The organism is Roseobacter sp. HKCCD5988, assembly GCF_037830355.1.
In the GTDB taxonomy this organism is placed as follows: Bacteria; Pseudomonadota; Alphaproteobacteria; order Rhodobacterales; family Rhodobacteraceae; genus M30B80.
In genome coordinates this window covers 205,220-225,951 of sequence record NZ_JBBLYJ010000002.1, presented here as the reverse complement: position 1 = coordinate 225,951, position 20,732 = coordinate 205,220, and the positions used below count along the sequence as shown (strand labels likewise).

The following is a 20,732-nucleotide window of genomic DNA, read 5'->3' as shown; positions in this document are numbered from 1 at the left end:
CTGAACATCGTAAGCGTGGAAAATTTGATTGAAACTTCTTTTGAAAATTTCTGAACGCCTAGCACTGATAGTTCTGCTGATAGGCGGAGTCGGCATGATTATGTCGACTTTTTTAGGTGTAGCAGATGTGGTGGGCACACAAGTGTTGAACGTGCCAGTCCCTGGTCCCAGAGAGCTAACTGAAAGCACCATGGTGTTGATAGTATTTGGTGCTTTGACGTTTGCGCAGATCCGCCGTGCTCACATTCGAGTAGAGATAGCTTACCTCGCAGTCGGTCCTCGATTTCGTGCAGTGATGGATGTTGTGACTGACGTTGCAGCGATAATTTTTTTCTCGCTTATAGCTTGGCAGGGCCTTTTAGAGGCGCAATACTCCATGAAGATTGGTGAAGCCACTTCTGGTTTGATCCGTTTCCCACTATGGCCTGCAAGATTCACGCTGGTTGCTGGTGCATCCTTAATAATTTTGAGGCTTGTCTTGGACTTAATTATCGATTGCGGACGAATTAGATCTGGTGAGCCACAGCCTGCACCCTCGATCTGACGCAAATCAGTAACAATCTAGATAAGGCAAGTATAATAATGTTAGACACAGGCACCACCGGAATTATCGTCGGTATCTTGCTATTTTTTATGCTTACCTTCGGCGTTCATATCGGCGTAGCCCTTGGGCTTTCTGGTGTGGTTGGAATATTCCTCGCAATAAACCCTCAGGCGTCTTTTGCTCAAGTTGCCACAATACCATTTTCTACCACTAATTCTTTTACTCTAGCGGTTATCCCTCTGTTTATCTTGATGGGAGCGCTTGCAAGCCAAGCCGGACTTACTACTGATCTATATCGTGCTGCTTACAGATGGCTCGGCCGAATTTCAGGTGGTTTGGCGATGGCTACAACACTCGCGTCGGCGATATTTGGAGCTGCTTGTGGTTCAACTATTGTGAATGCAGCTGTTTTCACAAAAATGGCGATGCCCGAAATGACCAGATTTGGTTATGATAAGCGTATATCTGCCGGTTGTATTGCAGCATCAGGAACCCTAGCCTCACTGATCCCTCCATCAGTTTTGATGATTGTTTATGCTGTTATTACAGAGCAGTCAGTTGCTCGACTGTTGATTGCCGGCTTAATACCGGGGATCTTATCAGCAGCCATTTACATGCTCGGGATTTATTTCATTGCCCGGCTTTACCCAAAGTTATGTCCAATCCCGGATGAGCGTTTCACATTAAGAGAGAAAATAAGCTCATTGAAGGGTGTGTGGGGCATAATGGCCTTATTCACATTGGTAATTGGTGGAATTTACCTTGGGTTTTTTGTACCGACCTACGCGGGTGCTGTAGGAGCATTTGGTGCCTTTATGATTGTTTTACTAAAAGGCCGAATGAATAGCCGAGCCTTGATTGAAACATTTAAAGACGCTGGAATTACCACATCAACTATTTTTATAGTGGTAATTGGTGGAATTATATTTGCTAGGTTTTTAACCTACACAGGGTTAGTCCGTGATGTGTCCGACTGGATGCTTGCAATGGAACTGGCTCCTCTGACATATATGCTGGCTTTTGCAGGATTATATCTCATTTTGGGAATGCTTATTGATCCCATTGCAATCATGGTTATGACCCTTCCAATTATGTTTCCGGTCATGACGAGCGTGGGTTATGATCCAATTTGGCTGGGTGTAATTTCTATTAAATTGGCTGAAATAAGCCTGATTACCCCACCAGTTGGTTTAAATGCGTATGTCGTACGAAGTTCGTCGCCGGTACCTTTGACACTCGAGCAAGTTTTTGCAGGTATCACGCCCTTCCTGGTAATGGACGTGTTAACTCTTGCACTGTTAATAGCATTTCCATCGATAGTAACGTTTTTGCCAAATTTGATGAATTGATCAGCGCATCATAGCGTTGGTCAATGTGCGCCTGAAGCTATTGCGATTTAGCAATTAACTTGCGGTAGTTTTGGACTTTCCTGCGATGAACCCCAACACGGAGGCTGAAAGTAAGCCATTGCCGGACAAATATCCACTATCACCTGCTCCAGATACGCCGCATGCTGCTCCGCCCGCGGCATGTAGGTTTTGAAAGCATCCACCTGAGGTGTGACGCACCAATGCTGTTGCAGGGTCAACGTCTAATCCGCCCTGTGTATGGAATAGAGCACCGGTAACCTTAACAGCGTGAAAAGATGGCATAAGTTTCGCATTAGCCCATTCTCTTCCGAAGCGATCAGTGCCGCCATATGGGATGTCTAAAATGTTACTTTCTAGACTGCCGCTTGGTAGGTTGCATTTGGTTTCCAGTTCTTCAGTTGTGCTTGCGGAAACAACCGCACCTTGCGCTTCTGCGTCTTTAAAATCGGAAAATTGCCGAGCAATTTTTGCGATTTTACTGTCAAAAATAGTCCAAGCTATACCTTCGGGTTGGGATAGGACTGCGCGTGCTGCTTCAGAATACCCTTGCGCTTCATTCCAAAAACGCTGTCCAGAAATATTTACCTGAAACCCACCCTGCATAATTACTGCCCAGGTAATTAAAATGCCATGCGGAAAAGCAACGTTACCGTGACCTTGATATGCTGATAAATGTTTTGTTGAGGCCCCTAATCCTTGCCCCCAAATCACTGCATCGCCCTGATTTCCGCTGTGACCAAACCACAAACCGCGATCTATTTCTGGCATGTGTTTAGACACCATCGTGCGATTTCCTCCGAAGCCGTTGCAAGCTAATATGACCCGGTCGGCTGAAACGGTTTCGAAAGTTCCATCTGGCAAACGTAAACGGGCACCAAAAACCGTTTTATCAAGAGCATATAGAGCGTCTGCGCGCCTTTGGCATATCAATGGGATCTCAAGTTGTTCTATGCGCGAGCGTAAGCTGTTGATTAGTTCTACACCTGACCGGCTGGGTAAGCCGTGCATTCGCCTTTCAGAGTGCCCAGGGTAGTCAAAGTCTTCCACCAATGAAAATGGCAAGTCATGTTGTTCAATCAGCCACTCAATGACCTTGGCTGATCCTTCTGAAAGCACACGTTCGAGTTCGAAATCGTTTTCCTGTTTCGCTTTTTTTCGAATGTCATTTGCAAAAATTTCAGGATTGTCATTAATTCCCGCGTTTTTTTGGAGTTTTGTTCCTGCGGCGGGTATCAAGCCTGCGCTTAGGGCAGTAGATCCTGATGGGACTGGATCGGCCTCGATTATCAGTACGTCCTGGCCCGTTTCATATGCAGAAAGTGCAGCAATCATGCCGCAAGCCCCCGCTCCGATTATCAACGTTTCTATATGTATATCGTAGTTATCCAGAGGCGCTTCAATCACCGGGTATGTCCTTGAATTTTTCGTCCAGCGCTGACATTTCTTGTAGCCCAATAATGTCATTCAGTTCTGTAAAATTGTACATACGATCTTTATATGCCTGGGTAGAGCCTGTCCTCGAAAGAGTTTCATAGTATTCTCTTGCTGTTTTTGCCAAAGCTCGGACTATCCCGCCGGGAAAGATTACTATATCGAAACCCATTTCTTCGAGCTCGTCTGAGGAAAATTCAGGTGTTCTGCCGCCTTCTACTACGTTTGCGACCAACGGCGCACGTCCACCTAGACGCTTTGTGATTGTATTAAGTTGTTCCTTGGTGTTCGGCGCTTCCACAAAAATTACGTCAGCACCGGCCTCTAGATACAAAGTGGCTCGGTCTAAAGCTGCCGTTAGCCCCTCAACAGCGATTGCATCTGTCCGCGCAATTACAAGCGTATCTTTTGATCGTGCGTCAACCATCGACGAGATTTTTGCCACCATTTCTCCTGGTGATATGAGGGACTTGTTTGAAAGATGGCCGCACTTTTTGGGAAAGATTTGGTCTTCTACTTGTAAAGCCGCGGCTCCGGCGCGTTCATAGTTCAACATGGTCCGCCGAGCATTCAAAGGATTTCCGAACCCGGTATCGGCGTCCACTATTACCGGCAAGCTTGTTTTGTCTGAAATTAGCGCCAAAGTCTCGGCCATTTCGGTTGCTGTTGTTAGGCCAAAATCCGGTTGTCCTAAGCGTGTGTAAGCGACAGCCGCTCCAGACAGGTATAGCGCTTCGAACCCACATTGAGCGGCTATGGTTGCACTAAGCGCATCGAAAACTCCTGGCGCAATCAGGATCTCTTTTTTGGTTAGCCGTCGCCGTAAAGTCATTCGATTTTTTTAATAAGGCTAAGAGCGTCTGCACAGCTCAAAACCTCTGAAACGGTGCTAAGAGATGTCACGGTGGCATCGTGAACTTGAGAGTTAAACGCTGCGCATCCGTCAGATAGCAAGATTGTGTGGATGTCGCGAAGATGCGCGTCTCTTACAGTGCTGGCCACACCACCGTTTGTGACAATGCCCCCTATGATGAGTGTGTTAATATCTTGGTGGTTTAAAATATATTCTAACCTGGTTTGGTAGAATGCCGAGTAGTTCACCTTCTCAATTGTAAAATCCGCTGGCGCTAGTTCATTCACTAAATTATGGCCGAAGCCTCCCGGTGCAAAATCACCTTTACCCAAGAATGGCCGTAATTTTTTTAAATGAGGGGCAATAAGAGGTTCGCCACCTCTACCCGGCACTAATGTGAATTGTGCAGAGATGTATGTTCCGCCTGCATTTATCAGTGCGTCTCTTATAGGTTTAATCATCTCCGGTAATTTTAAAATTGCCTCTGCTGATTGATTGGCGCGCCCGTAAGCACCATCAGCGTGTAAAAAATCATTTTGTAAATCGATAGTAAGAAGCGCTGTTTTGCTCGGATTCATGATTTTGACCTTTCAATTAGGGTATTACCATAATCGTCAATGCGGCCGACAAGCTCTGGTTCGATAAGAACTGTGGTGTCTGGCTGTTCGAGTATGGCTGGTCCAGGAATTACGGCTCCAACTGGCAATTCCAGCCTGTCATATATGTTAGTATCATACCATTGATCGCCAAAGTGCACCGAGCGCGTCCCTTTAAATGCTTGTTTAATTGACCCTCCCTTTGGTGCTAATGTCGCCAAGTCAAAGCGAGGTCGTTTCCCGGTTACAGAAGTTCTAATATTGATTATTCGTCTCACACCGTTTTCAAGCAAGCGGCCGAAGGTTTTTTTATACTCCAGATCAAATGCATTACTAATCTGATCCAGTGATGGTACCGCTACGACTTCATTACTTACATTAATGTCGATTGGAACATTTACCGTATGTGTTTGACCTTGATACGCCATATCGAAGGTGAAAGATGTAACCCTGCTTTCAAAGTTAGTTCCTGCCGCATCAAGAGCCCGGTGTCCTTCACGGACATGATTTTGTAAGTATTCAAAAATTACTGCTGGATCTGTGTCATTCACTCCGGAATTAAGGGTTTGCACAAAATCCTGACGCATATCGGCGATCACGCAGCCCATTGCAGACGTCACTCCTGGATACCGCGGTACAATAGCTTTTGCTAAACCTACCTCTTCCAACATTGCACACGCGTGTAATGCTCCACCCCCTCCAAACGGCATAAATGCGAACCGTTTGGGATCAAACCCACGTTCGATAGAAACCAATCTTAAGGCACCTGCCATTCGGCTATTGGCGACACGCAAAATAGCCTCTGCTGCTTCGATGGCAGTAAGGCCTAATGGGTCTCCAACATGCGTTTCGATTGCCTTTGATGCGGCAAGCACATCAAGATTTTCAATTTTACCACCGATTGGGTTTTCTGGATCAATTCTGCCTAGTACAACATTTGCGTCTGTTACCGTTGGTCGCGTATTGCCTTGTCCATAAGCGACTGGTCCAGGGGTTGAGCCTGCGCTTTCAGGCCCAATATTTAAAAGTCCGCCTTTGTCTACCCATGCGATTGATCCACCACCGGCGCCAATGGTTGTGATCTCTATCATTGGTGAACGCACGACCATTCCAAAGTCGATTGAGGTTTGCGAAGATAACATGCTTTGGTTGTTTGCAATTAGTGAGACATCAAATGATGTCCCGCCCATGTCGCCCGTTATTATGTCTGGCAAGCCTGCTGCTTCAGCAATGTAGCCAGCTGCAATTACGCCAGCTGCGGGCCCAGACAATGCGGTCCTGATTGGAAGTTTCGCGGCGGTATCCACCCCCATAACGCCACCATTTGACTGAACGATTAGAAATTCGCCTGAAAAACCACCTGTGCTTAAAGCCTTTTCAAGCCGATTTAGATATCCAGACACCTCTGGTTGCAAATAAGCGTTCAGGGCTGTGGTCGAAAACCGTTCAAATTCTCTAATTTCAGGCAGTATCTCGGAGGACGAAGCCACATGTGCGTTGGGCCACATTTCCCGCACAGCAGCTACCGCTCTGTCTTCGTTCTCACTATTCGCGTAGGAATTAGCGAATAATATTGATATCGCGCTACACCCCAAGTCCAGCAACTCTTGAGCTGCTTTCCGTACCGCAGGCAAATCTACGGGTGTCCTGATAGTTCCATCAGCCAAGGTTCTCTCAGAAACTTCTAACCGACAATTACGTTCAGCGATTGGAACAAAATTGCCTCGCAACCCCCAGGTTTTAGGACGATCGCGCCGCCGCATTTCCAAAACATCTCGCATGCCTTGTGTGGTAATGACGCCAATTTTTGCGCCTTTACGTTCCAATAACGCATTTGTACCAGCAGTGGTCCCATGTACTACCACAGATAGGTCGCTGAAATTATTGACTAGGGAACGTATTCCACTGAGGAAACCGTCCGATTGATCCGGACGTGAGGTTGGGACTTTGGTGACTTCAGCAGTGCCAGATTTCTCGTTGAGCGCAAATATGTCAGTGAATGTACCCCCAACGTCGACGCCAATTATGATCTCAGTCATGTAGTGACCTCCTGCCAGGCGGAACCATAATCTTCGGTGGCTTTCTCTGCAGTTATGTATCCTGCTGCAACATCCCGCGCCACGCTTTCTGCTGGCCTTTTCGAGGGTGTTCCATAGCCACCACCACCCGGAGTATCCAAACGCACGGACTGACCCTGCTTGAGATTTATTCCTACCATTTTGGAGGTCATTGGTGGGTTTTGCCAGCCACCGTCCTGTTCATAAGTAAATACATTTAAAGCTGCATTCCCGCCGCCAACTACACCGGAAGGGGCGTATTTTCCGCGTTCGCCAAAAAGAAAGGCTTTAGCTCCACTCTCTTCTAGAACCTCAATTTCGTAGGTCGCGCCAAGTCCCCCGCGATACATTCCTGAACCCGCGCTGTCCGTTCTAAGGGCCCATTTTCGGAACATAACTGGGTACGCCGCTTCAAGAATTTCCAACGGTGGGATCGTAGCTGTGGAAATAGGAGCATTACCATGGTTGAGGCCATCGCTTTCATTTGATCCCCCATGCCCTCCGCCGTAGAAACTAAACATCACCCATGGTTGACCATTTTTGCGCTTGCCGGATATCGATAAAGCATTGATTGTGCCATAGGCGTTTGCGACGACGCGCTCTGGCGCGGCCTGAGCGGCCGCTTGGAAAATTACGTCAATCATTCGCAAAATTGTCTCTGTGTAGCCGCCTACAGGTGCTGGAAATGGAGCTGAAAGCAGTGAGCCTTCTGGAATTACGATATTAATTGGTCGCATAACCCCTGAGTTTGCAGGCAGATTAGGAAACATATGTTTTATCGCAACATAAGCTGTTGCTATCGCAGTCGGGAGAGCGATGTTCACAGGCCCCGCACAGCGCGCAGCAGTTCCTTCGAAATTTAAAGACATAGTGTCATTTTTAATTTCGAGGCACACTTTTATCGGTAAGGAAGTGTCAGAGACACCGTCATTATCTAGATAATCAATCGCTTCCCAGCGCCCATCTGGAAGTTCTTTGAGCTCCTCGCGCATTAAAATTTCGGCGCGATCTTGAAGTGCATTCAAAGCGGATTTAACCGTGTCAGGCCCGTACTCGAAAAGTAGTTCATCTAATCTTTTTACGCCAAGATCTAAGGCGCCCAGCTGGCCATTCAGATCGCCCTGCGCTGACTGCGGGAGCCGTGTGTTGCGCATCAAGATATCAATAATATCAGTCTGGAGCTCTCCTTCTTTCACCAATTTGACTGGTGGTAGTATGAATGCTTCTTGAAACGCATCTGTTGCTTCAGGATTATAATTCCCTGGGATTGCACCCCCAAGGTCATGCCAATGCCCAACTGATGCAAGATAGCAAAATAGTTCTCCATTATTGAAATAAGGCCGTACTAATCGCATGTCATTTAGGTGGGTCCCACCGAGGTGAGCATCATTGAAAATATAGATATCGCCGTCCTTCAAATTGCCATCTTTAGAGGCTTTTTCGATAACGCTCTTCACGGCAAACGACATCACGCCTACGAAGATGGGGAGACCCGATTTCCCCTGTACCAAAGTGTCACCCGATTGAGGATGATAGAGGCCGTGTGAGGCGTCATGTGCCTCCGCAATAATTGGGTTAAAGGCCGCTCGAAAGAGAGTGGCGTCCATTTCATCGGCTATTTGCTCCATCCGTCCAGCGAGAACAGCAAGTGTTATGGGATCTATATCTTGGGTCATTTTTTTATTTTTTCCTCACCAATATCGTTCCAAACATCCTGCTTAGAAATCACGCCCCGAATGACTTCAAATCTGTCTATAAAACGAATTCCCTCGAAGGGCTCGCCGTCAAGCCATTCTCCAGATAGCGTGCCCCGGCAATAAACTACAGCTTCATCGCCGGGTGATTGAAATGCTTCGAAACCGTCATATTTTTTTACAACATAACGATATCGTTTGGATGCCCAGTTAACTAGGTCCTCTAAACGGTGCATTGGCTGAGTACCGGGAAACGTCATTGAGAACTTCTCATCGAGGTACTCTTCGGCAGCTGCTATGTCGCGTTGTTCCATAAGCTTTAGAAATTGACTTACAATTTCGCGTGGGTCAGGGAGCGCTGGTGCTGGTGATCTGTGAGAGCGGCCGCGCATGTACTCAGACTGAAGCATCTCATGTACCATCACCGTAACTGCATCCGGGCTAGCCGGCACAACAATTCTAACTGCATCCGTTAATGCCTCACAGATCCTCGTTTTTTCGCTCTCGGAATACCCCTCAATTAAATGAACCTCGACAATCGGCATGATAAAGACCTTTGTAGTTTGGTGAAGAAGAAGTTTCTTACGGCAGATTACTCAACTGAAGACCATAAATGGCGCTGATTTTTGAAATCACTCAGGCCCATCTCCATCGTGAATTGATACATATCAGAACGGTACCAAACCTCGATGTAATGTAGTGGACCGTCAGTTTCATTTCCTAGAAGACGTCGTAATTTCAGAACTGGCGCGTCTTCTGGCAACATTAGGTTCTGTGCTATAAAAGGGTTTGCTGCCTCGCATGAGATAGTTTGGCGCGCCCATTCGGTGGTGAACCCGCCTTCTTCTATCAGCTGATAAACCGGTTTTTTGGACAATTCTTCCTTAGTCCAGGATTTCCCAACTTTTTCAGGGCTATAGCTGAGAACGTATGAGAATGGATCATTCTGATAGTAACGCTTCCGATGAATTTGTTGTGCGTACTGAGAATTTGGTAAAGCCAAATGTTGTGCAATGCTGGGCGGTGGCTTTACCAAATCGACGGATAAAACTTCCACAGTGGTTGTGGCCGCAATCTTACGTAGGCTGTCCATTAACGCAGTGAAACCATCATTATTTGGCAGATTTGACGCAACATATGTAACGACAGTTCCGCTTCCCCGATGTCTTTCAACAAGCCCCTGCTGGGCAAGTTCATTCAGGGCACGCTTAATGGTGATCCTTGATACATCGAACTCTTTCGCAAGCTTCCCCTCGCTTGGGAATTTAAATCCGTCAGCCAGACTTCCTGAGATAATTCTATGCTTAAAATCTAAAAAAATTTGATGGTATAACGGTGTCGGGCTTTTCGTATCAACGTGCCCCGAGAACAATCCTGTCATGAATGGGCCTCGTCACCATTTATATTGTGGCCGCTTTGACTAAAGCCCAAAGGAAGCCCTGCATCAGCGATGAACCCATAAATAGATGAACCTGAAATTTGTTCGGCTAATTTCTTTCGAACCTCAATAAGCTCCGGCAAGTTAATTCCAGTTTCATAGCCCATTGAGTGCAACATGAAGACCAAATCTTCCGTCACAATATTGCCACTTGCTCCAGGCGCAAAAGGGCATCCGCCCAAGCCTCCAAGAGAAGCATCGATCGTCGTGATCCCGCAATCTAACGCTGCTAAAGCGTTAGCCAAGCCAAGTCCGCGTGTGTTGTGTAGATGCACGCCAGTTACATTCGCCGGTCCAATAGCTTTTTGTACTGCTTTTAAATGATCTTTGACCATTTTAGGGTCAGCGTACCCAGTAGTGTCTGATAGGCCAATTTCATCGGCCCCTGCGATCATCAAACGTTCAGCCAGTTCAACAACGGTTTTTTGGGGTACGTTTCCATCAATTGTGCAGCCGAATGCGGTGGCAATGCCAATTTCTATATTTGCACGAGTTTCACTCGGTTGATCGTCTACGAGCGCCCTTATCTGTTTGACCTCTTCGATCATTTGTTCATGGGTGCGATTAACGTTGCGCAACGAATGGGTTTCGCTTGCTGATACTGGTATTGATAGTTTGTGAACGCCGGCCGCCACAGCTGCTTTCGCTCCTTGCAGGTTGGGCACCAAAGCAGCGACCTTCAATCCAGGAATAGTTAATGCAAATTCCACTAGCGCGGGCGTATCTTGCATTTGCGGTAATCGTTTGAAGCTTACGAATGAACCAACTTCAATTTCTGGTACTCCCGCAGCCGCTTCAGAAGCAATCCATTGCTTTTTGATTTCTAAATCTACCAAAAAATCGAGGCTTTGAACGCCATCACGTGGGCCAACTTCGCTGACAGTTATCATTGCGGGTTCACTTTAAAATTGACATAATAGTATATCCTTATACCAAATGTAATAAAAGTAAACAGATCGGTGAGAAAATGGCTCAGTTGGATGGCATTCGTGTAGTTGAATTTTCGCACATGGTAATGGGGCCAACTGTCGGCATGATTTTAGCCGATTTGGGTGCTGATGTTGTCAAGGTCGAGCCTGTAGGAGGCGATAAGACCCGGCGGTTGCCAGGTTCTGGCGCAGGTTATTTCGCGATGTATAATCGCAACAAGCAGAGTATCACGGTCGATTTGAAATCGGAAAAAGGCTTAAGCGTGGTGCGCTCGCTTATTGCCGACGCCGATATTTTGGTTGAAAATTTTCGCGATGGTGCTCTCGATAAGCTTGGCCTGGGTTATGAAGAGGTACGTGAAATCAACCCAAGCATCATTTATCAATCCTGCAAGGGTTTCTTGTCTGGGCCATACGAAAGCCGAACTGCACTGGATGAAGTGGCCCAGATGATGGGGGGGCTGGCTTACATGACCGGCCCGAAAGGAAGGCCGCTAAGAGCTGGAGCTTCGGTCATAGATGTCACAGGCGCTTTATTTGGTGTTATTGGCATTCTGTCCGCGCTAGTCGCTAGGAAGGACAGTGGGAAGGGCGCAAACATTCGTGCATCTTTGTATGAAACTACGGCTTTTTTAGTTGGGCAGCATATCGCTCAAGGAGCAGTAACAGGCACAGAGGCTCCTCCAATGCCTGAACGGATTTCAGCTTGGGCTGTGTATGATGTTTTCGAAACGCTTGACAGTCAAATGTTCGTTGCTGTTGTGAGTGACGGACAATGGAAGTCTCTTTGCAGGGCATTCTCATTGATGGATTGGGAAAGCGATAACGCGTTGGCTACCAATGCAGGCCGGGTGGCGAAAAGGAAGGTTATAATACCACGACTTCGTGAAATATTTGGAGCCCTGGATAGTGAAGCTTTGGGCGCTCGCTTAGAGACGATTGGTCTTCCGTACGCACCAATTCGAAAACCAGATGATCTTTTGACCGATCCTCATTTAAATGCTCATGGTTTGCTGCCGATGGAGCTTCCTGATGGTAAACAGATCAAGTTACCTGCGCTACCTTTAGAAATAGATGGTGTTCGACCTCAGGTTCGACTGAACCCGCCCAGAGTAGGGGCGGACAATGATAAGATTTATTCGAAATTGGGTTTTATCCCACCGTCAGAAGAGTAGATTTTAAAAATGGGGCAAACTCTTTACCAGAAGCTCAGAAAACTTCACGAAGTGCGTCAGTTTGATGATGGCTCATCGTTGATACTAATTGATCGGATTATGCTGCACGAACGCACTGGTTCGGTTGCATTGTCCAATATGTTGTCTGAAAATCGAAACATTGCAGCGCCAGAGACCGTTTTTTCGACTATTGATCACATCGTAGATACCAAGCCTGGTCGCCCAGATATCTCTAGAATGCCCGGTGGAATGATTTTTATTGAGGAGATGCATCGCGCTTCTCAAGCCTTTGGTATCCGTTTGTATGGTGCTGATGATGATCGACAAGGTATTGTACACGTAATAGCTCCAGAGCAGGGAATTGTTTTTCCGGGCATAACCATCGTTTGTCCGGACAGTCACACATGTACACTTGGTGCAATGGGAGCCTTGGCGTGGGGAATAGGTTCAACTGACTGCGAGCATGCTTTAGCCACAAGAACACTTAGGGTTCCTCAGTTCAAACAAATGCGCATCCGGTTGACTGGAAAAAAGCCACAATGGCTTACCGCTAAAGATATCGTAATAAATTTAATAAGTCGGTTCGGTGCTGATTTTGGGACAGGCTTTGTGATCGAATTTGCAGGATCAGCAATTGAGGAGATGGAAATTGAGGAGCGCTTAACTCTTTGCAATATGGGTGTAGAGTTTGCAGCATTCACAGCAATTATAGCGCCAGATCACAAGACTATTGAGTATACACGGGGGCGGCCTTTTGCTCCGAAAGATGAGGATGCATTGATTGCGGAGGCGCATTGGGCGTCATTGATTAGTGATGTAGATGCATCATTCGATGTTGATCTTGAAGTGGATGTTGCAGAAATCGCACCGATGATAACTTGGGGTACCAGCCCCGAACATGCTATCGCTATTGATGAGGTTTTGCCCGATCAACGTTCAGATTTTGCCGATGTATTTAAATATATTGGTTTAAAGCCTCATGAACCAATTCGTGGACAAGCAATAGATGGTGCATTTATTGGATCCTGTACCAATAGCAGGTTAAGTGATCTTCGACGCGCTGCGAACATATTAAAGGGTCGAAAAGTTAAGTCTGAAATTAGAGCAATTTGTGCCCCTGGCTCTAAAGAAGTTAAGATATCTGCTGAAGCAGAAGGTTTGGATAAAATCTTTCTAGACGCAGGGTTCGAATGGCATGAAGCTGGATGTGCGTTTTGTTTTTATGCTGGTGGTGAGACCTTCCCACCAGGAAGTCGTGTCATCTCCTCGACCAATCGGAATTTTGAAGGACGTCAAGGGCCAGGTGTTTGCACACACATCGCCAGCCCTGAGACTGTTGCTTGGAGTGCGATAAACGGACATATCAGTGATGTGCGCGAGGCATACGAATGAAGCCATTTACGAACCATAGTGGCATCGCGCTCCCGTTGTTGACGGATAATCTTAACACTGATGTGATCATTCCATCGCGCGAGATGAAACGGGTTTCAAAGGTTGGGCTGGCAAATGGCCTCTTTGCCAATATCCGTTATTCAGATGGCAACAGAAAACCTGACCCTGAATTTCTTTTAAATCATCCAAATTATTGTGCCGCTTCTATACTAATTCTGGGTAGAAATGCAGGATGTGGTTCGTCGAGGGAGCATGCTGTCTGGGCTCTTGCAGATTACGGGTTCAAGGTAGTAGTGGCGGAAAGCTTTGCATCAATCTTTTATAACAATTGCGTCGCTAATGGTGTTCTACCAATTACCCTCGATCGCCCATTAATAGAAGCTATCACTGAGTGGGTAAGAATGAATCCTACCTCACATCATTTGTCAGTGAACCTTGAGAAATGTACCCTCGATACAACTGATAACAGTTTTGATTTCGTGATATCTCCATTGGCGCGCCGAATGCTTTTAAATGGTTTGGCTCCAATAGATCTCACACTTGAAGATAAGGGTTTGATCGATCGTTTCATCGCAGATGATATGCGGAGGCGTCAGTGGCTTTACAGGATCAGCGACTGAGCCATTAGGCTGTTTCGTGAAATTAACTCAAACCGGGTCCCGCTTTGTGTCTTTATTCGGCGACCGAATATGACTTACTTGACCTCGAATGTCGGGTCAAATATCTGTCAGATTATTGAGCGGGTATGGTGTAATGGTAGCGCCCTAGCCTTCCAAGCTAGTCGTGCGGGTTCGATTCCCGCTACCCGCTCCATCAAAACCTCCTTGATCTTCTGATTTGCGATAGTTCTCAGCTGATCTGATGAATTCTATTTGCAGTGGGTCTATCACTATCCTCAGCCGTCCCTTGGATGTTAGGCGTAGCGCACGAGCCACGTCTAACCAAGTTTGCGTCATGACAGCATATATTCGTTCTGGGTGCTGGGTCGCTAAATGGTGCTTGGACTTTTATACATCTGGCAGAATATTAAGGTCATCATTATTAATAAATTTCATACGGTTGATTGCACAGGGACAATGAATGATGCCTAAAACACCTGATTCATTGAGGTCATCTCGTTGGTTCGCCCCAGATGATTTGCGAAGTTTTGGTCATCGATCTCGAATGATGCAGCTTGGTTATGCGGAAGAGGAGTTCCGGGGGAAACCGATAATTGGTGTTTTAAACACTTGGTCAGAGATCAACTCGTGCCACGGGCATTTTCCTGAGCGCGCCAAGGAAGTTAAGCGCGGTGTGAACCAAGCGGGCGGCTTCCCTATAGAGATGCCAGTTCTCAGTTTGGATGAACAATTTACAAAACCGAGTTCTATGCTCTATCGCAACATGCTGGCCATGGAGACTGAAGAGGTTATCCGCTCTCACCCCTTTGATGGGGTTATATTGATGGGTGGCTGCGATAAGACGACGCCTGCTCTGATTATGGGAGCGCTTAGCGCTGGAGTGCCATTCATCTATCTACCTGCGGGACCGATGCTACGCGGAAACTACGCCGGAGAGATCCTAGGTTCTGGTTCTGACGCTTGGAAATATTGGGACGAACGGCGCGCTGGCAATATCAACGATGAGCAGTGGCGGGGTGTGCAAGGCGGAATTGCTCGTTCTCATGGCGTCTGTATGACGATGGGCACGGCATCCACGATGACGACCATCGCGGATGCTATGGGGCTGACGCTTCCAGGAGCCTCCTCAATTCCGGCCGTTGATGCCAATCATTCGCGCATGGCAAGCGCTTGTGGCCGGAGGATCGTAGAAATGGTTTGGGAAGATGTCTCTATGCAAGACATTGTTACCTCGGCCAGTGTGAAGAACGCCGCCATCGTCGCCATGGCCACTGGCTGTTCCACTAATGCAGTGGTGCACCTCATCGCTATGGCCCGCCGCGCGGGGGTGGAACTGACGCTCGACGACCTCGACGCGTTGGGGCGTACTGTTCCATTGCTCGCCAACGTTCGACCGTCAGGGAAGGACTACCTGATGGAGGATTTCTATTACGCCGGAGGGTTGCTTGCCATGATCAAGCAGATCGCAGACCGGCTCGACACATCGGCTGTTTCGGTCAACGGTCGAACGCTAGCTGATAATATTTCAGATGCTCAGGTCTACAACGATGACGTCATACGCCCGTTGTCCAACCCGGTCTACCATGAGGGGTCTCTAGCGGTTTTGCGTGGCAACCTCTGTCCGTCGGGTGCGGTAATTAAACCAGCCGCTTGCGATCCGAAATATCATATTCACGAAGGTCCGGCACTGGTCTTTGACAGCTATGCCGAGATGAAAACGGCGATTGACGACGAAGATCTTGAAGTTACGCCTGATCATGTTCTGGTCTTGCGTAATGCTGGGCCACAGGGTGGACCAGGTTTTCCGGAATGGGGGATGTTGCCGATCCCAAAAGCGCTTATAAAGCAGGGGCATCGCGATATGCTGCGCATTTCAGATGCGCGTATGTCTGGGACATCTTACGGCGCCTGCGTTCTTCATGTTGCTCCAGAAAGCTTTGTTGGTGGACCGTTGGCTCTATTAAAAACCGGCGACATAGTCCGAATGGACCTGCCCAACCGGTCGCTCGATATGATAGTCGATGACGCGGAACTAGAGCGCCGCAAAGCTGCTTGGATTCCCCCTGAACCTCGCTTCCAACGCGGCTGGGGATGGATGTTCTCCAAACATGTGGGGCAAGCCGATACCGGCTGCGATTTTGATTATCTGACACGCGATCACGGTCAAACTGCGGGTGAGCCTGATATATTCTAATGGAATAAAATCGCGACCTTGCGCATTGTGTTATCTCTGTCCAAAGGATGTCCTTCTGAAATGAGGCAAGAGATTATATTTGGTAAGTTTGGCCAACGCTCAATTGCAAATATTTATGGCTCCTAAAGTTTGAAACAAAGGAATTGCCCCATGAGCAATCATCCACTGACACAGAAAATGAAAGAAAAACTCGAACAGGTTTCTGTTGCTACATTGGCAACCGCACTTTTCAAGCGTGGTTTGCGCCACCAAACCATCCAGGATGTGCGGCCTCTATCGCCAAAAGGTAAGAATATGGTAGGCCCTGCCTTCACTTTGCGCTTCATACCTGCGCGAGAAGACCGCAATCAGCTGGCTGAGCTTAGTAATCCGGATCACCCGCAGCGGGTCGCTATCGAGACTTGTCCGCCTGGGCATGTTTTGGTGATAGACAGCAGGAAGTCGGCGCTTGCCGCAAGTGCGGGAGACATTTTGATTACTCGTTTGATGATGCGCGGCGGTGCTGGTGTGGTGACTGACGGCGGTTTGCGTGATGCTATGAATATCTCCGAACTCGATATACCGGCCTATCATAACCGCCCCTCTTCACCTACGAGCCTGATGACGAACGAGGCAATTGCGATAAACGAACCTATTGGTTGTGGCGATGCACCGGTCTTTCCCGGTGATATTGTGGTCGGCGACGATGACAGTGTCATAGTTATTCCAGCCCATCTGGCCGAGGAAGTTGCAGACGAAGCCGTTGAGATGACGGCGTACGAAGATTTTGTAATTGAGCAAGTACAAAATGGTGCCACGATTATTGGGTTGTATCCCGCAACCAAGGAAGAAAATCTCAATAAATTTGCCAAATGGCGTAAGGCAAATAATCGTTAAATTAGCAGAAATAGCGTTAGTTAGAGATAGAAACTCGAATAGCTTACAAAAGGAGCTTCAAGTCACGCACTTTAAATTTATTGGCAGACCATTTGCCTTGTGGTTTGGTGAGATTGCCATTTACGAATTTAATGACGGAGACCCAAAATGACTGGGCCTGAGAATGTAAAACTGATTATATTTGATTGTTTTGGAACAGTTGTTGATTGGCGTGGAAGCATTATTGAGGACTTGTCTAAGTGGGGTGAACAAAAAGGCCTATCAATTGACTGGGCGCTGGTAGCAGATCTTTGGCGCGGCAGCTACGAGCCGCAAATGGGGCGCGTAAGATCAGGGGAAATTCCTTGGACTAATTTGGATGACTTACATTTTGAAAGTCTTCAGGCTGTGCTATCAGAACTACACGCACCTGAGCTTGGTCAGCTAGATTTAATGTATATTAACCGTGTTTGGCACCGTTTAAATCCTTGGCCAGACGCAGTTGAGGGGCTGGAACGCTTGAAGCGTAAGTTTGTGATTGGCCCATTATCTAATGCTAATGTTTCTCTTCTGGTTAACATGGCCAAATTTGCGAATTTGCCTTGGGATCATGCCTTTTCCTGCGAGTTATACCAGCATTATAAACCTGATCCTGAGACATACTTGGGAGTGTGCCGGATGATGTATCTGGATCCTGAAGAGGTGATGTTATGTGCTGCGCATAATTATGACCTTGTTGCCGCACGTGAATGTGGACTGCGGACGGCATTCATCCCAAGGTCTACCGAGTATGGTCCCGGGCAGAAGACTGATCTCACTGCCGAGCAAGAGTGGGATGTCATTGCGTCTGACTTAATTGAGTTTGCAACTGAGATGGGCGCCTAGAAATATAAGGCTCAATTAAACTTTAATTGAAACTTGTATGCGCTGCCATCTTGTATGAAGGTGGCTCAAGTATTCCGCTCGCAAAGGTACAAATATGAAGAATGCAGTAGTTATCGGTGGTACGGGCGGGATAGGCGCCGGTATTGCGCGCGTGCTATTGCGAGAGGGTTGGCATGTGTTGGCCACCGGTCTTGATGAGCGCGAGATCGATGCTTTCTCAATTGCTGTGCCCAGCGTAGAAACCGCTCTATTAGATGTCACCGACCAAGGTCAGGTTACTGAATTTTTTGACCGGTTTGAAACTCTGGATGCCCTTGTTAATTGTGCCGGTGTTTTGTTTCGCGGTGCGGAATACGAAATGGATGTTTTCACCAAGGTCATCGAGATCAACCTCACTGGTACAATGCGTACATGTTTAGCAGCTCATGAATTGCTCGCCAGATCTAAAGGTGCGATTGTTAATACTGCCTCGATGCTCAGTACATTTGGCGGACCACTTGTGCCAGCCTATTCAGCCTCAAAAGGCGGCGTTTCCCAGTTAACCAAGGCTTTGGCTGGAAAATGGGCCGCCGATGGAATTCGCGTAAACGCGATTGCACCTGGATGGATTGAAACAGAAATGACAGCTGCCTTGCGCGAAGATCCAGAGCGCAATGGACCAATCTTGGCTCGCACGCCAATGGGACGTTGGGGCAAACCTGATGAAATTGGAGAGCTTGTAGCGTGGCTACTATCGCATCGCGCAGGCTTTATAACCGGTGCTATCTACCCTGTAGATGGCGGATACAGTGCAATGTGAGATAATATGCCCCTACAAAAAACTGACCAAGATCCAATGACCCCATATCAGCTTCCTTTTCCAAAAGATGCCTTGGAAGAGATAGTAGTGCCTAATGCTATTCCAGATGATGAAAGGATCTGGGTTCCGCAGGCTCCCAATGTATGGTTTCGTCCGCTGTGTTTGAATCGTTCTCAGGGTTATTGGATGAACCTTCTGAAGGTGAAAAAATCAGGTGTTCTATCGCGCCATCGACACCCTCAAGCAGTACATGGTTGGGTTCTTAAAGGACGGTGGTATTACCTTGAGCACGATTGGGAGGCGACCGAAGGCTCGTATGTGTATGAACCTCCTGGTGAAACTCACACTTTGGTGGTTCCCGAAGGGGTCGAAGAAATGATCACCTTTTTCCAAGTTAATGGCGTCATGTGCTATGTCGATCCTTATGGCGAGGTTTTGGGCTATGAGGATGTCTTTACTAAGATTGATCTGTGCCGCGCGCATTACGAACGCGTCGGGCTTGGCGCAGATTACGTTGACCAATTCATCAGATGACAGATCATGCGCCATCCCCGAATGCTGCGGAAGCTGGCTTTTGGGATGCGGTCTATCACGATCGGGCGGTTGATCAGCTTGGCTGGTATCAAGCAGATTACACCCACGTCCTTGCCCAAATCGCGGCGCTCAAGCTTGGGCCTGACGCGCCCATTCTAGATGCAGGGGCAGGGCGGTCAGGTTTGGTGCGTGGCTTGACGCTTGCAGGCTATCGCGATGTAACAGCCATCGATATTTCGGCCCATGCCATGACCCAAAGCATAGCGGCCTGTCGTGATCTTGACCATCCGCCGCGCTTCATTTGTGCGGATTTGCGCAACTGGCAACCGCCCCGCCACTATCACCTTTGGCATGATCGCGCGGTGTTTCATTTCTTAACCGACCCTGACGCGCAGGCGGCCTATGTGCAGATGATGGCCCGCGCTGTGATCCCCAAGGGTCATGTGATCTTGTCGGTGTTTCACCAAGATGGCCCTGAGCGATGCAGCGGCCTGCCTGTGCAGCGTTATGATGCCGCCACGCTTGCTGCGCGGCTGGGGTCAGATTTCACCCTGCGCGCGGCGGAGACAGCCACGCATCACACGCCAAGCGGTGTTGCGCAGCTTTTCCTTAGGGCGCATTTTGTGCGGGCGGCAGGGGTGTCGGGGCAGAGCCCTCAACCCGCAATTTAACGCGCCCGCCTACCATCACGCTTTGCCCGAATTCCAAGACTGCGCCAGATTTTGCGCAGATGTTAATCGCGGTGATTTCTAACAGGGCCGCGCCATGGCGAATGCCCAATTGATGTGCCTGCAATTTTGTGGCCGCGCGCGCGTCAATTTGCGTGTCGCGGCGCAGGTAATCGTCAAACCCATCCGCCGCAAAGGCCGCTGTAATCGAAGGGTCGCGTGTAAGATTGTCCAATAAATTCGGCAGCCTTGCGGCAGGAAAGCAAGATGAAAACAGCAACAGAGCCACCCCATCGGCATAGGATAGACCCTCTGCGTGATGCACCAATTCCCCCTCGCGGATATCGAGCATCTCGGCCTCTTTGGCATCAGCAGGGCGGCTGAACAATGCGGTGTAACGTCTGTCGGGCACACGGCCTGTTGCGCGGATGGCTTGGGAAAACCGTACCCTTGGCCCAATCTGATAAGGGGTCTGGGCTTCGGTTACAAAAACGCCTGCGCCTTGGCGGCTAAGGGCCAGCCCCGCCTCAACCAGACTTGCGATGGCGCGGCGCACCGTATGGCGGTTCACGCCAAAGCGGGCGGCCAATTCCGCCTCTGTGGGCAATTTCGTGCCCGCTGCAAAGCGTCCCAAACGGATATCGGTTTCAAGGTCGTCTCGAATTTCTGTCCAGATCGTGGCTTTGGGCATCTGTCAT

General features: G+C 48.2%; 20 protein-coding genes and 1 tRNA gene. 12 read left to right on the top strand and 9 right to left on the bottom strand.

Features of this window, described 5'->3' with window-relative positions:
• Positions 1-28 precede the first annotated feature (28 nt).
• The gene (locus tag AAC636_RS09190) at positions 29-544 is read left to right on the top strand and encodes a TRAP transporter small permease subunit (protein WP_340301274.1); all 516 of its coding nucleotides are present in this window, start codon (positions 29-31) and stop codon (positions 542-544) included.
• A 38-nt stretch (positions 545-582) separates the two neighbouring features.
• Entirely contained in the window at positions 583-1,893 is a 1,311-nt protein-coding gene (locus tag AAC636_RS09185; RefSeq protein ID WP_340254944.1) for a TRAP transporter large permease, read from the top strand.
• 54 nt (positions 1,894-1,947) lie between these two features.
• Here AAC636_RS09185 and AAC636_RS09180 read toward each other — a convergent pair whose 3' ends face one another.
• The 8 genes from AAC636_RS09180 to AAC636_RS09145 are packed head-to-tail and all read right to left on the bottom strand — an operon-like array spanning position 1,948 to position 10,873.
• Positions 1,948-3,378, bottom strand: coding sequence for an FAD-dependent oxidoreductase (locus AAC636_RS09180; protein ID WP_445322561.1), 1,431 nt, complete (start codon positions 3,376-3,378; stop codon positions 1,948-1,950).
• Positions 3,311-4,177: an isocitrate lyase/PEP mutase family protein gene (locus tag AAC636_RS09175; RefSeq protein ID WP_340301272.1), complete on the bottom strand. Its 867-nt coding sequence runs from the start codon at positions 4,175-4,177 to the stop codon at positions 3,311-3,313. The genes AAC636_RS09180 and AAC636_RS09175 overlap by 68 nt, the downstream gene beginning before the upstream one ends.
• Complete coding sequence (locus AAC636_RS09170; RefSeq protein WP_340254953.1) at positions 4,174-4,776, bottom strand: cysteine hydrolase family protein; 603 nt, start codon at positions 4,774-4,776, stop codon at positions 4,174-4,176. The genes AAC636_RS09175 and AAC636_RS09170 overlap by 4 nt, the downstream gene beginning before the upstream one ends.
• Positions 4,773-6,833, bottom strand: a complete 2,061-nt coding sequence (locus AAC636_RS09165) for a hydantoinase/oxoprolinase family protein (RefSeq protein WP_340301271.1) — start codon at positions 6,831-6,833, stop codon at positions 4,773-4,775. Before AAC636_RS09165 ends, AAC636_RS09170 begins: the two co-directional genes overlap by 4 nt.
• Positions 6,830-8,527, bottom strand: coding sequence for a hydantoinase B/oxoprolinase family protein (locus tag AAC636_RS09160; RefSeq protein ID WP_340301270.1), 1,698 nt, complete (start codon positions 8,525-8,527; stop codon positions 6,830-6,832). Before AAC636_RS09160 ends, AAC636_RS09165 begins: the two co-directional genes overlap by 4 nt.
• Positions 8,524-9,090 (bottom strand): DUF4440 domain-containing protein, encoded by a 567-nt coding sequence (locus AAC636_RS09155; RefSeq protein WP_340254962.1) that lies wholly within the window; start codon positions 9,088-9,090, stop codon positions 8,524-8,526. Before AAC636_RS09155 ends, AAC636_RS09160 begins: the two co-directional genes overlap by 4 nt.
• A gap of 47 nt (positions 9,091-9,137) precedes the next feature.
• Positions 9,138-9,926 (bottom strand): GntR family transcriptional regulator, encoded by a 789-nt coding sequence (locus AAC636_RS09150; protein ID WP_340301269.1) that lies wholly within the window; start codon positions 9,924-9,926, stop codon positions 9,138-9,140.
• Positions 9,923-10,873 (bottom strand): hydroxymethylglutaryl-CoA lyase, encoded by a 951-nt coding sequence (locus AAC636_RS09145; RefSeq protein WP_340301268.1) that lies wholly within the window; start codon positions 10,871-10,873, stop codon positions 9,923-9,925. Before AAC636_RS09145 ends, AAC636_RS09150 begins: the two co-directional genes overlap by 4 nt.
• A gap of 77 nt (positions 10,874-10,950) precedes the next feature.
• On the opposite strand from AAC636_RS09145, the gene AAC636_RS09140 reads away from it, so the two are divergent.
• The 10 genes from AAC636_RS09140 (at position 10,951) to AAC636_RS09095 (ending at position 20,037) form a co-directional block, all read left to right on the top strand.
• Entirely contained in the window at positions 10,951-12,087 is a 1,137-nt protein-coding gene (locus AAC636_RS09140) for a CaiB/BaiF CoA transferase family protein (RefSeq protein WP_340301267.1), read from the top strand.
• A gap of 9 nt (positions 12,088-12,096) precedes the next feature.
• The gene (locus tag AAC636_RS09135) at positions 12,097-13,479 is read left to right on the top strand and encodes a 3-isopropylmalate dehydratase large subunit (RefSeq protein ID WP_340301266.1); all 1,383 of its coding nucleotides are present in this window, start codon (positions 12,097-12,099) and stop codon (positions 13,477-13,479) included.
• Entirely contained in the window at positions 13,476-14,099 is a 624-nt protein-coding gene (gene leuD, locus AAC636_RS09130) for a 3-isopropylmalate dehydratase small subunit (RefSeq protein ID WP_340301265.1), read from the top strand. Before AAC636_RS09135 ends, leuD begins: the two co-directional genes overlap by 4 nt.
• Positions 14,100-14,218: 119 nt before the next feature.
• Positions 14,219-14,292, top strand: a tRNA-Gly gene (locus tag AAC636_RS09125).
• A 267-nt stretch (positions 14,293-14,559) separates the two neighbouring features.
• Positions 14,560-16,293, top strand: a complete 1,734-nt coding sequence (gene araD, locus AAC636_RS09120; RefSeq protein ID WP_340301264.1) for an L-arabinonate dehydratase — start codon at positions 14,560-14,562, stop codon at positions 16,291-16,293.
• A gap of 150 nt (positions 16,294-16,443) precedes the next feature.
• Positions 16,444-17,169, top strand: a complete 726-nt coding sequence (locus AAC636_RS09115) for a ribonuclease activity regulator RraA (protein WP_340301263.1) — start codon at positions 16,444-16,446, stop codon at positions 17,167-17,169.
• A 147-nt stretch (positions 17,170-17,316) separates the two neighbouring features.
• Positions 17,317-18,033 carry a haloacid dehalogenase type II gene (locus tag AAC636_RS09110; protein WP_340298689.1) on the top strand — a complete coding sequence of 239 codons (717 nt, stop codon included), beginning with the start codon at positions 17,317-17,319 and terminating at the stop codon, positions 18,031-18,033.
• Positions 18,034-18,127: 94 nt separating this feature from the next.
• Complete coding sequence (locus AAC636_RS09105; protein ID WP_340301262.1) at positions 18,128-18,832, top strand: SDR family NAD(P)-dependent oxidoreductase; 705 nt, start codon at positions 18,128-18,130, stop codon at positions 18,830-18,832.
• A gap of 6 nt (positions 18,833-18,838) precedes the next feature.
• A complete protein-coding gene (locus AAC636_RS09100; protein ID WP_340299838.1) occupies positions 18,839-19,366 on the top strand; it encodes a 2,4'-dihydroxyacetophenone dioxygenase family protein in 528 nt (175 codons plus the stop codon).
• On the top strand, positions 19,363-20,037 hold the full coding sequence (locus AAC636_RS09095; RefSeq protein WP_340301261.1) for a class I SAM-dependent methyltransferase: 675 nt from the start codon (positions 19,363-19,365) through the stop codon (positions 20,035-20,037). The genes AAC636_RS09100 and AAC636_RS09095 overlap by 4 nt, the downstream gene beginning before the upstream one ends.
• Here AAC636_RS09095 and phnF read toward each other — a convergent pair.
• Entirely contained in the window at positions 19,976-20,725 is a 750-nt protein-coding gene (phnF, locus tag AAC636_RS09090; RefSeq protein WP_340301260.1) for a phosphonate metabolism transcriptional regulator PhnF, read from the bottom strand. The genes AAC636_RS09095 and phnF overlap by 62 nt on opposite strands.
• Positions 20,726-20,732 lie beyond the last annotated feature (7 nt).

Bases quoted from the DNA above. Each gene is read 5' to 3' on its own strand.
- AAC636_RS09185 (WP_340254944.1), top strand. From the start codon at position 583: ATGTTAGACACAGGCACCACCGGAATTATCGTCGGTATCTTGCTATTT.
- AAC636_RS09180 (WP_445322561.1), bottom strand. From the start codon at position 3,378: ATGACATTATTGGGCTACAAGAAATGTCAGCGCTGGACGAAAAATTCA.
- AAC636_RS09175 (WP_340301272.1), bottom strand. From the start codon at position 4,177: ATGACTTTACGGCGACGGCTAACCAAAAAAGAGATCCTGATTGCGCCA.
- AAC636_RS09170 (WP_340254953.1), bottom strand. From the start codon at position 4,776: ATGAATCCGAGCAAAACAGCGCTTCTTACTATCGATTTACAAAATGAT.
- AAC636_RS09165 (WP_340301271.1), bottom strand. From the start codon at position 6,833: ATGACTGAGATCATAATTGGCGTCGACGTTGGGGGTACATTCACTGAC.
- AAC636_RS09160 (WP_340301270.1), bottom strand. From the start codon at position 8,527: ATGACCCAAGATATAGATCCCATAACACTTGCTGTTCTCGCTGGACGG.
- AAC636_RS09155 (WP_340254962.1), bottom strand. From the start codon at position 9,090: ATGCCGATTGTCGAGGTTCATTTAATTGAGGGGTATTCCGAGAGCGAA.
- AAC636_RS09150 (WP_340301269.1), bottom strand. From the start codon at position 9,926: ATGACAGGATTGTTCTCGGGGCACGTTGATACGAAAAGCCCGACACCG.
- AAC636_RS09145 (WP_340301268.1), bottom strand. From the start codon at position 10,873: ATGATAACTGTCAGCGAAGTTGGCCCACGTGATGGCGTTCAAAGCCTC.
- AAC636_RS09140 (WP_340301267.1), top strand. From the start codon at position 10,951: ATGGCTCAGTTGGATGGCATTCGTGTAGTTGAATTTTCGCACATGGTA.
- AAC636_RS09135 (WP_340301266.1), top strand. From the start codon at position 12,097: ATGGGGCAAACTCTTTACCAGAAGCTCAGAAAACTTCACGAAGTGCGT.
- leuD (WP_340301265.1), top strand. From the start codon at position 13,476: ATGAAGCCATTTACGAACCATAGTGGCATCGCGCTCCCGTTGTTGACG.
- araD (WP_340301264.1), top strand. From the start codon at position 14,560: ATGATGCCTAAAACACCTGATTCATTGAGGTCATCTCGTTGGTTCGCC.
- AAC636_RS09115 (WP_340301263.1), top strand. From the start codon at position 16,444: ATGAGCAATCATCCACTGACACAGAAAATGAAAGAAAAACTCGAACAG.
- AAC636_RS09110 (WP_340298689.1), top strand. From the start codon at position 17,317: ATGACTGGGCCTGAGAATGTAAAACTGATTATATTTGATTGTTTTGGA.
- AAC636_RS09105 (WP_340301262.1), top strand. From the start codon at position 18,128: ATGAAGAATGCAGTAGTTATCGGTGGTACGGGCGGGATAGGCGCCGGT.
- AAC636_RS09100 (WP_340299838.1), top strand. From the start codon at position 18,839: ATGCCCCTACAAAAAACTGACCAAGATCCAATGACCCCATATCAGCTT.
- AAC636_RS09095 (WP_340301261.1), top strand. From the start codon at position 19,363: ATGACAGATCATGCGCCATCCCCGAATGCTGCGGAAGCTGGCTTTTGG.
- phnF (WP_340301260.1), bottom strand. From the start codon at position 20,725: ATGCCCAAAGCCACGATCTGGACAGAAATTCGAGACGACCTTGAAACC.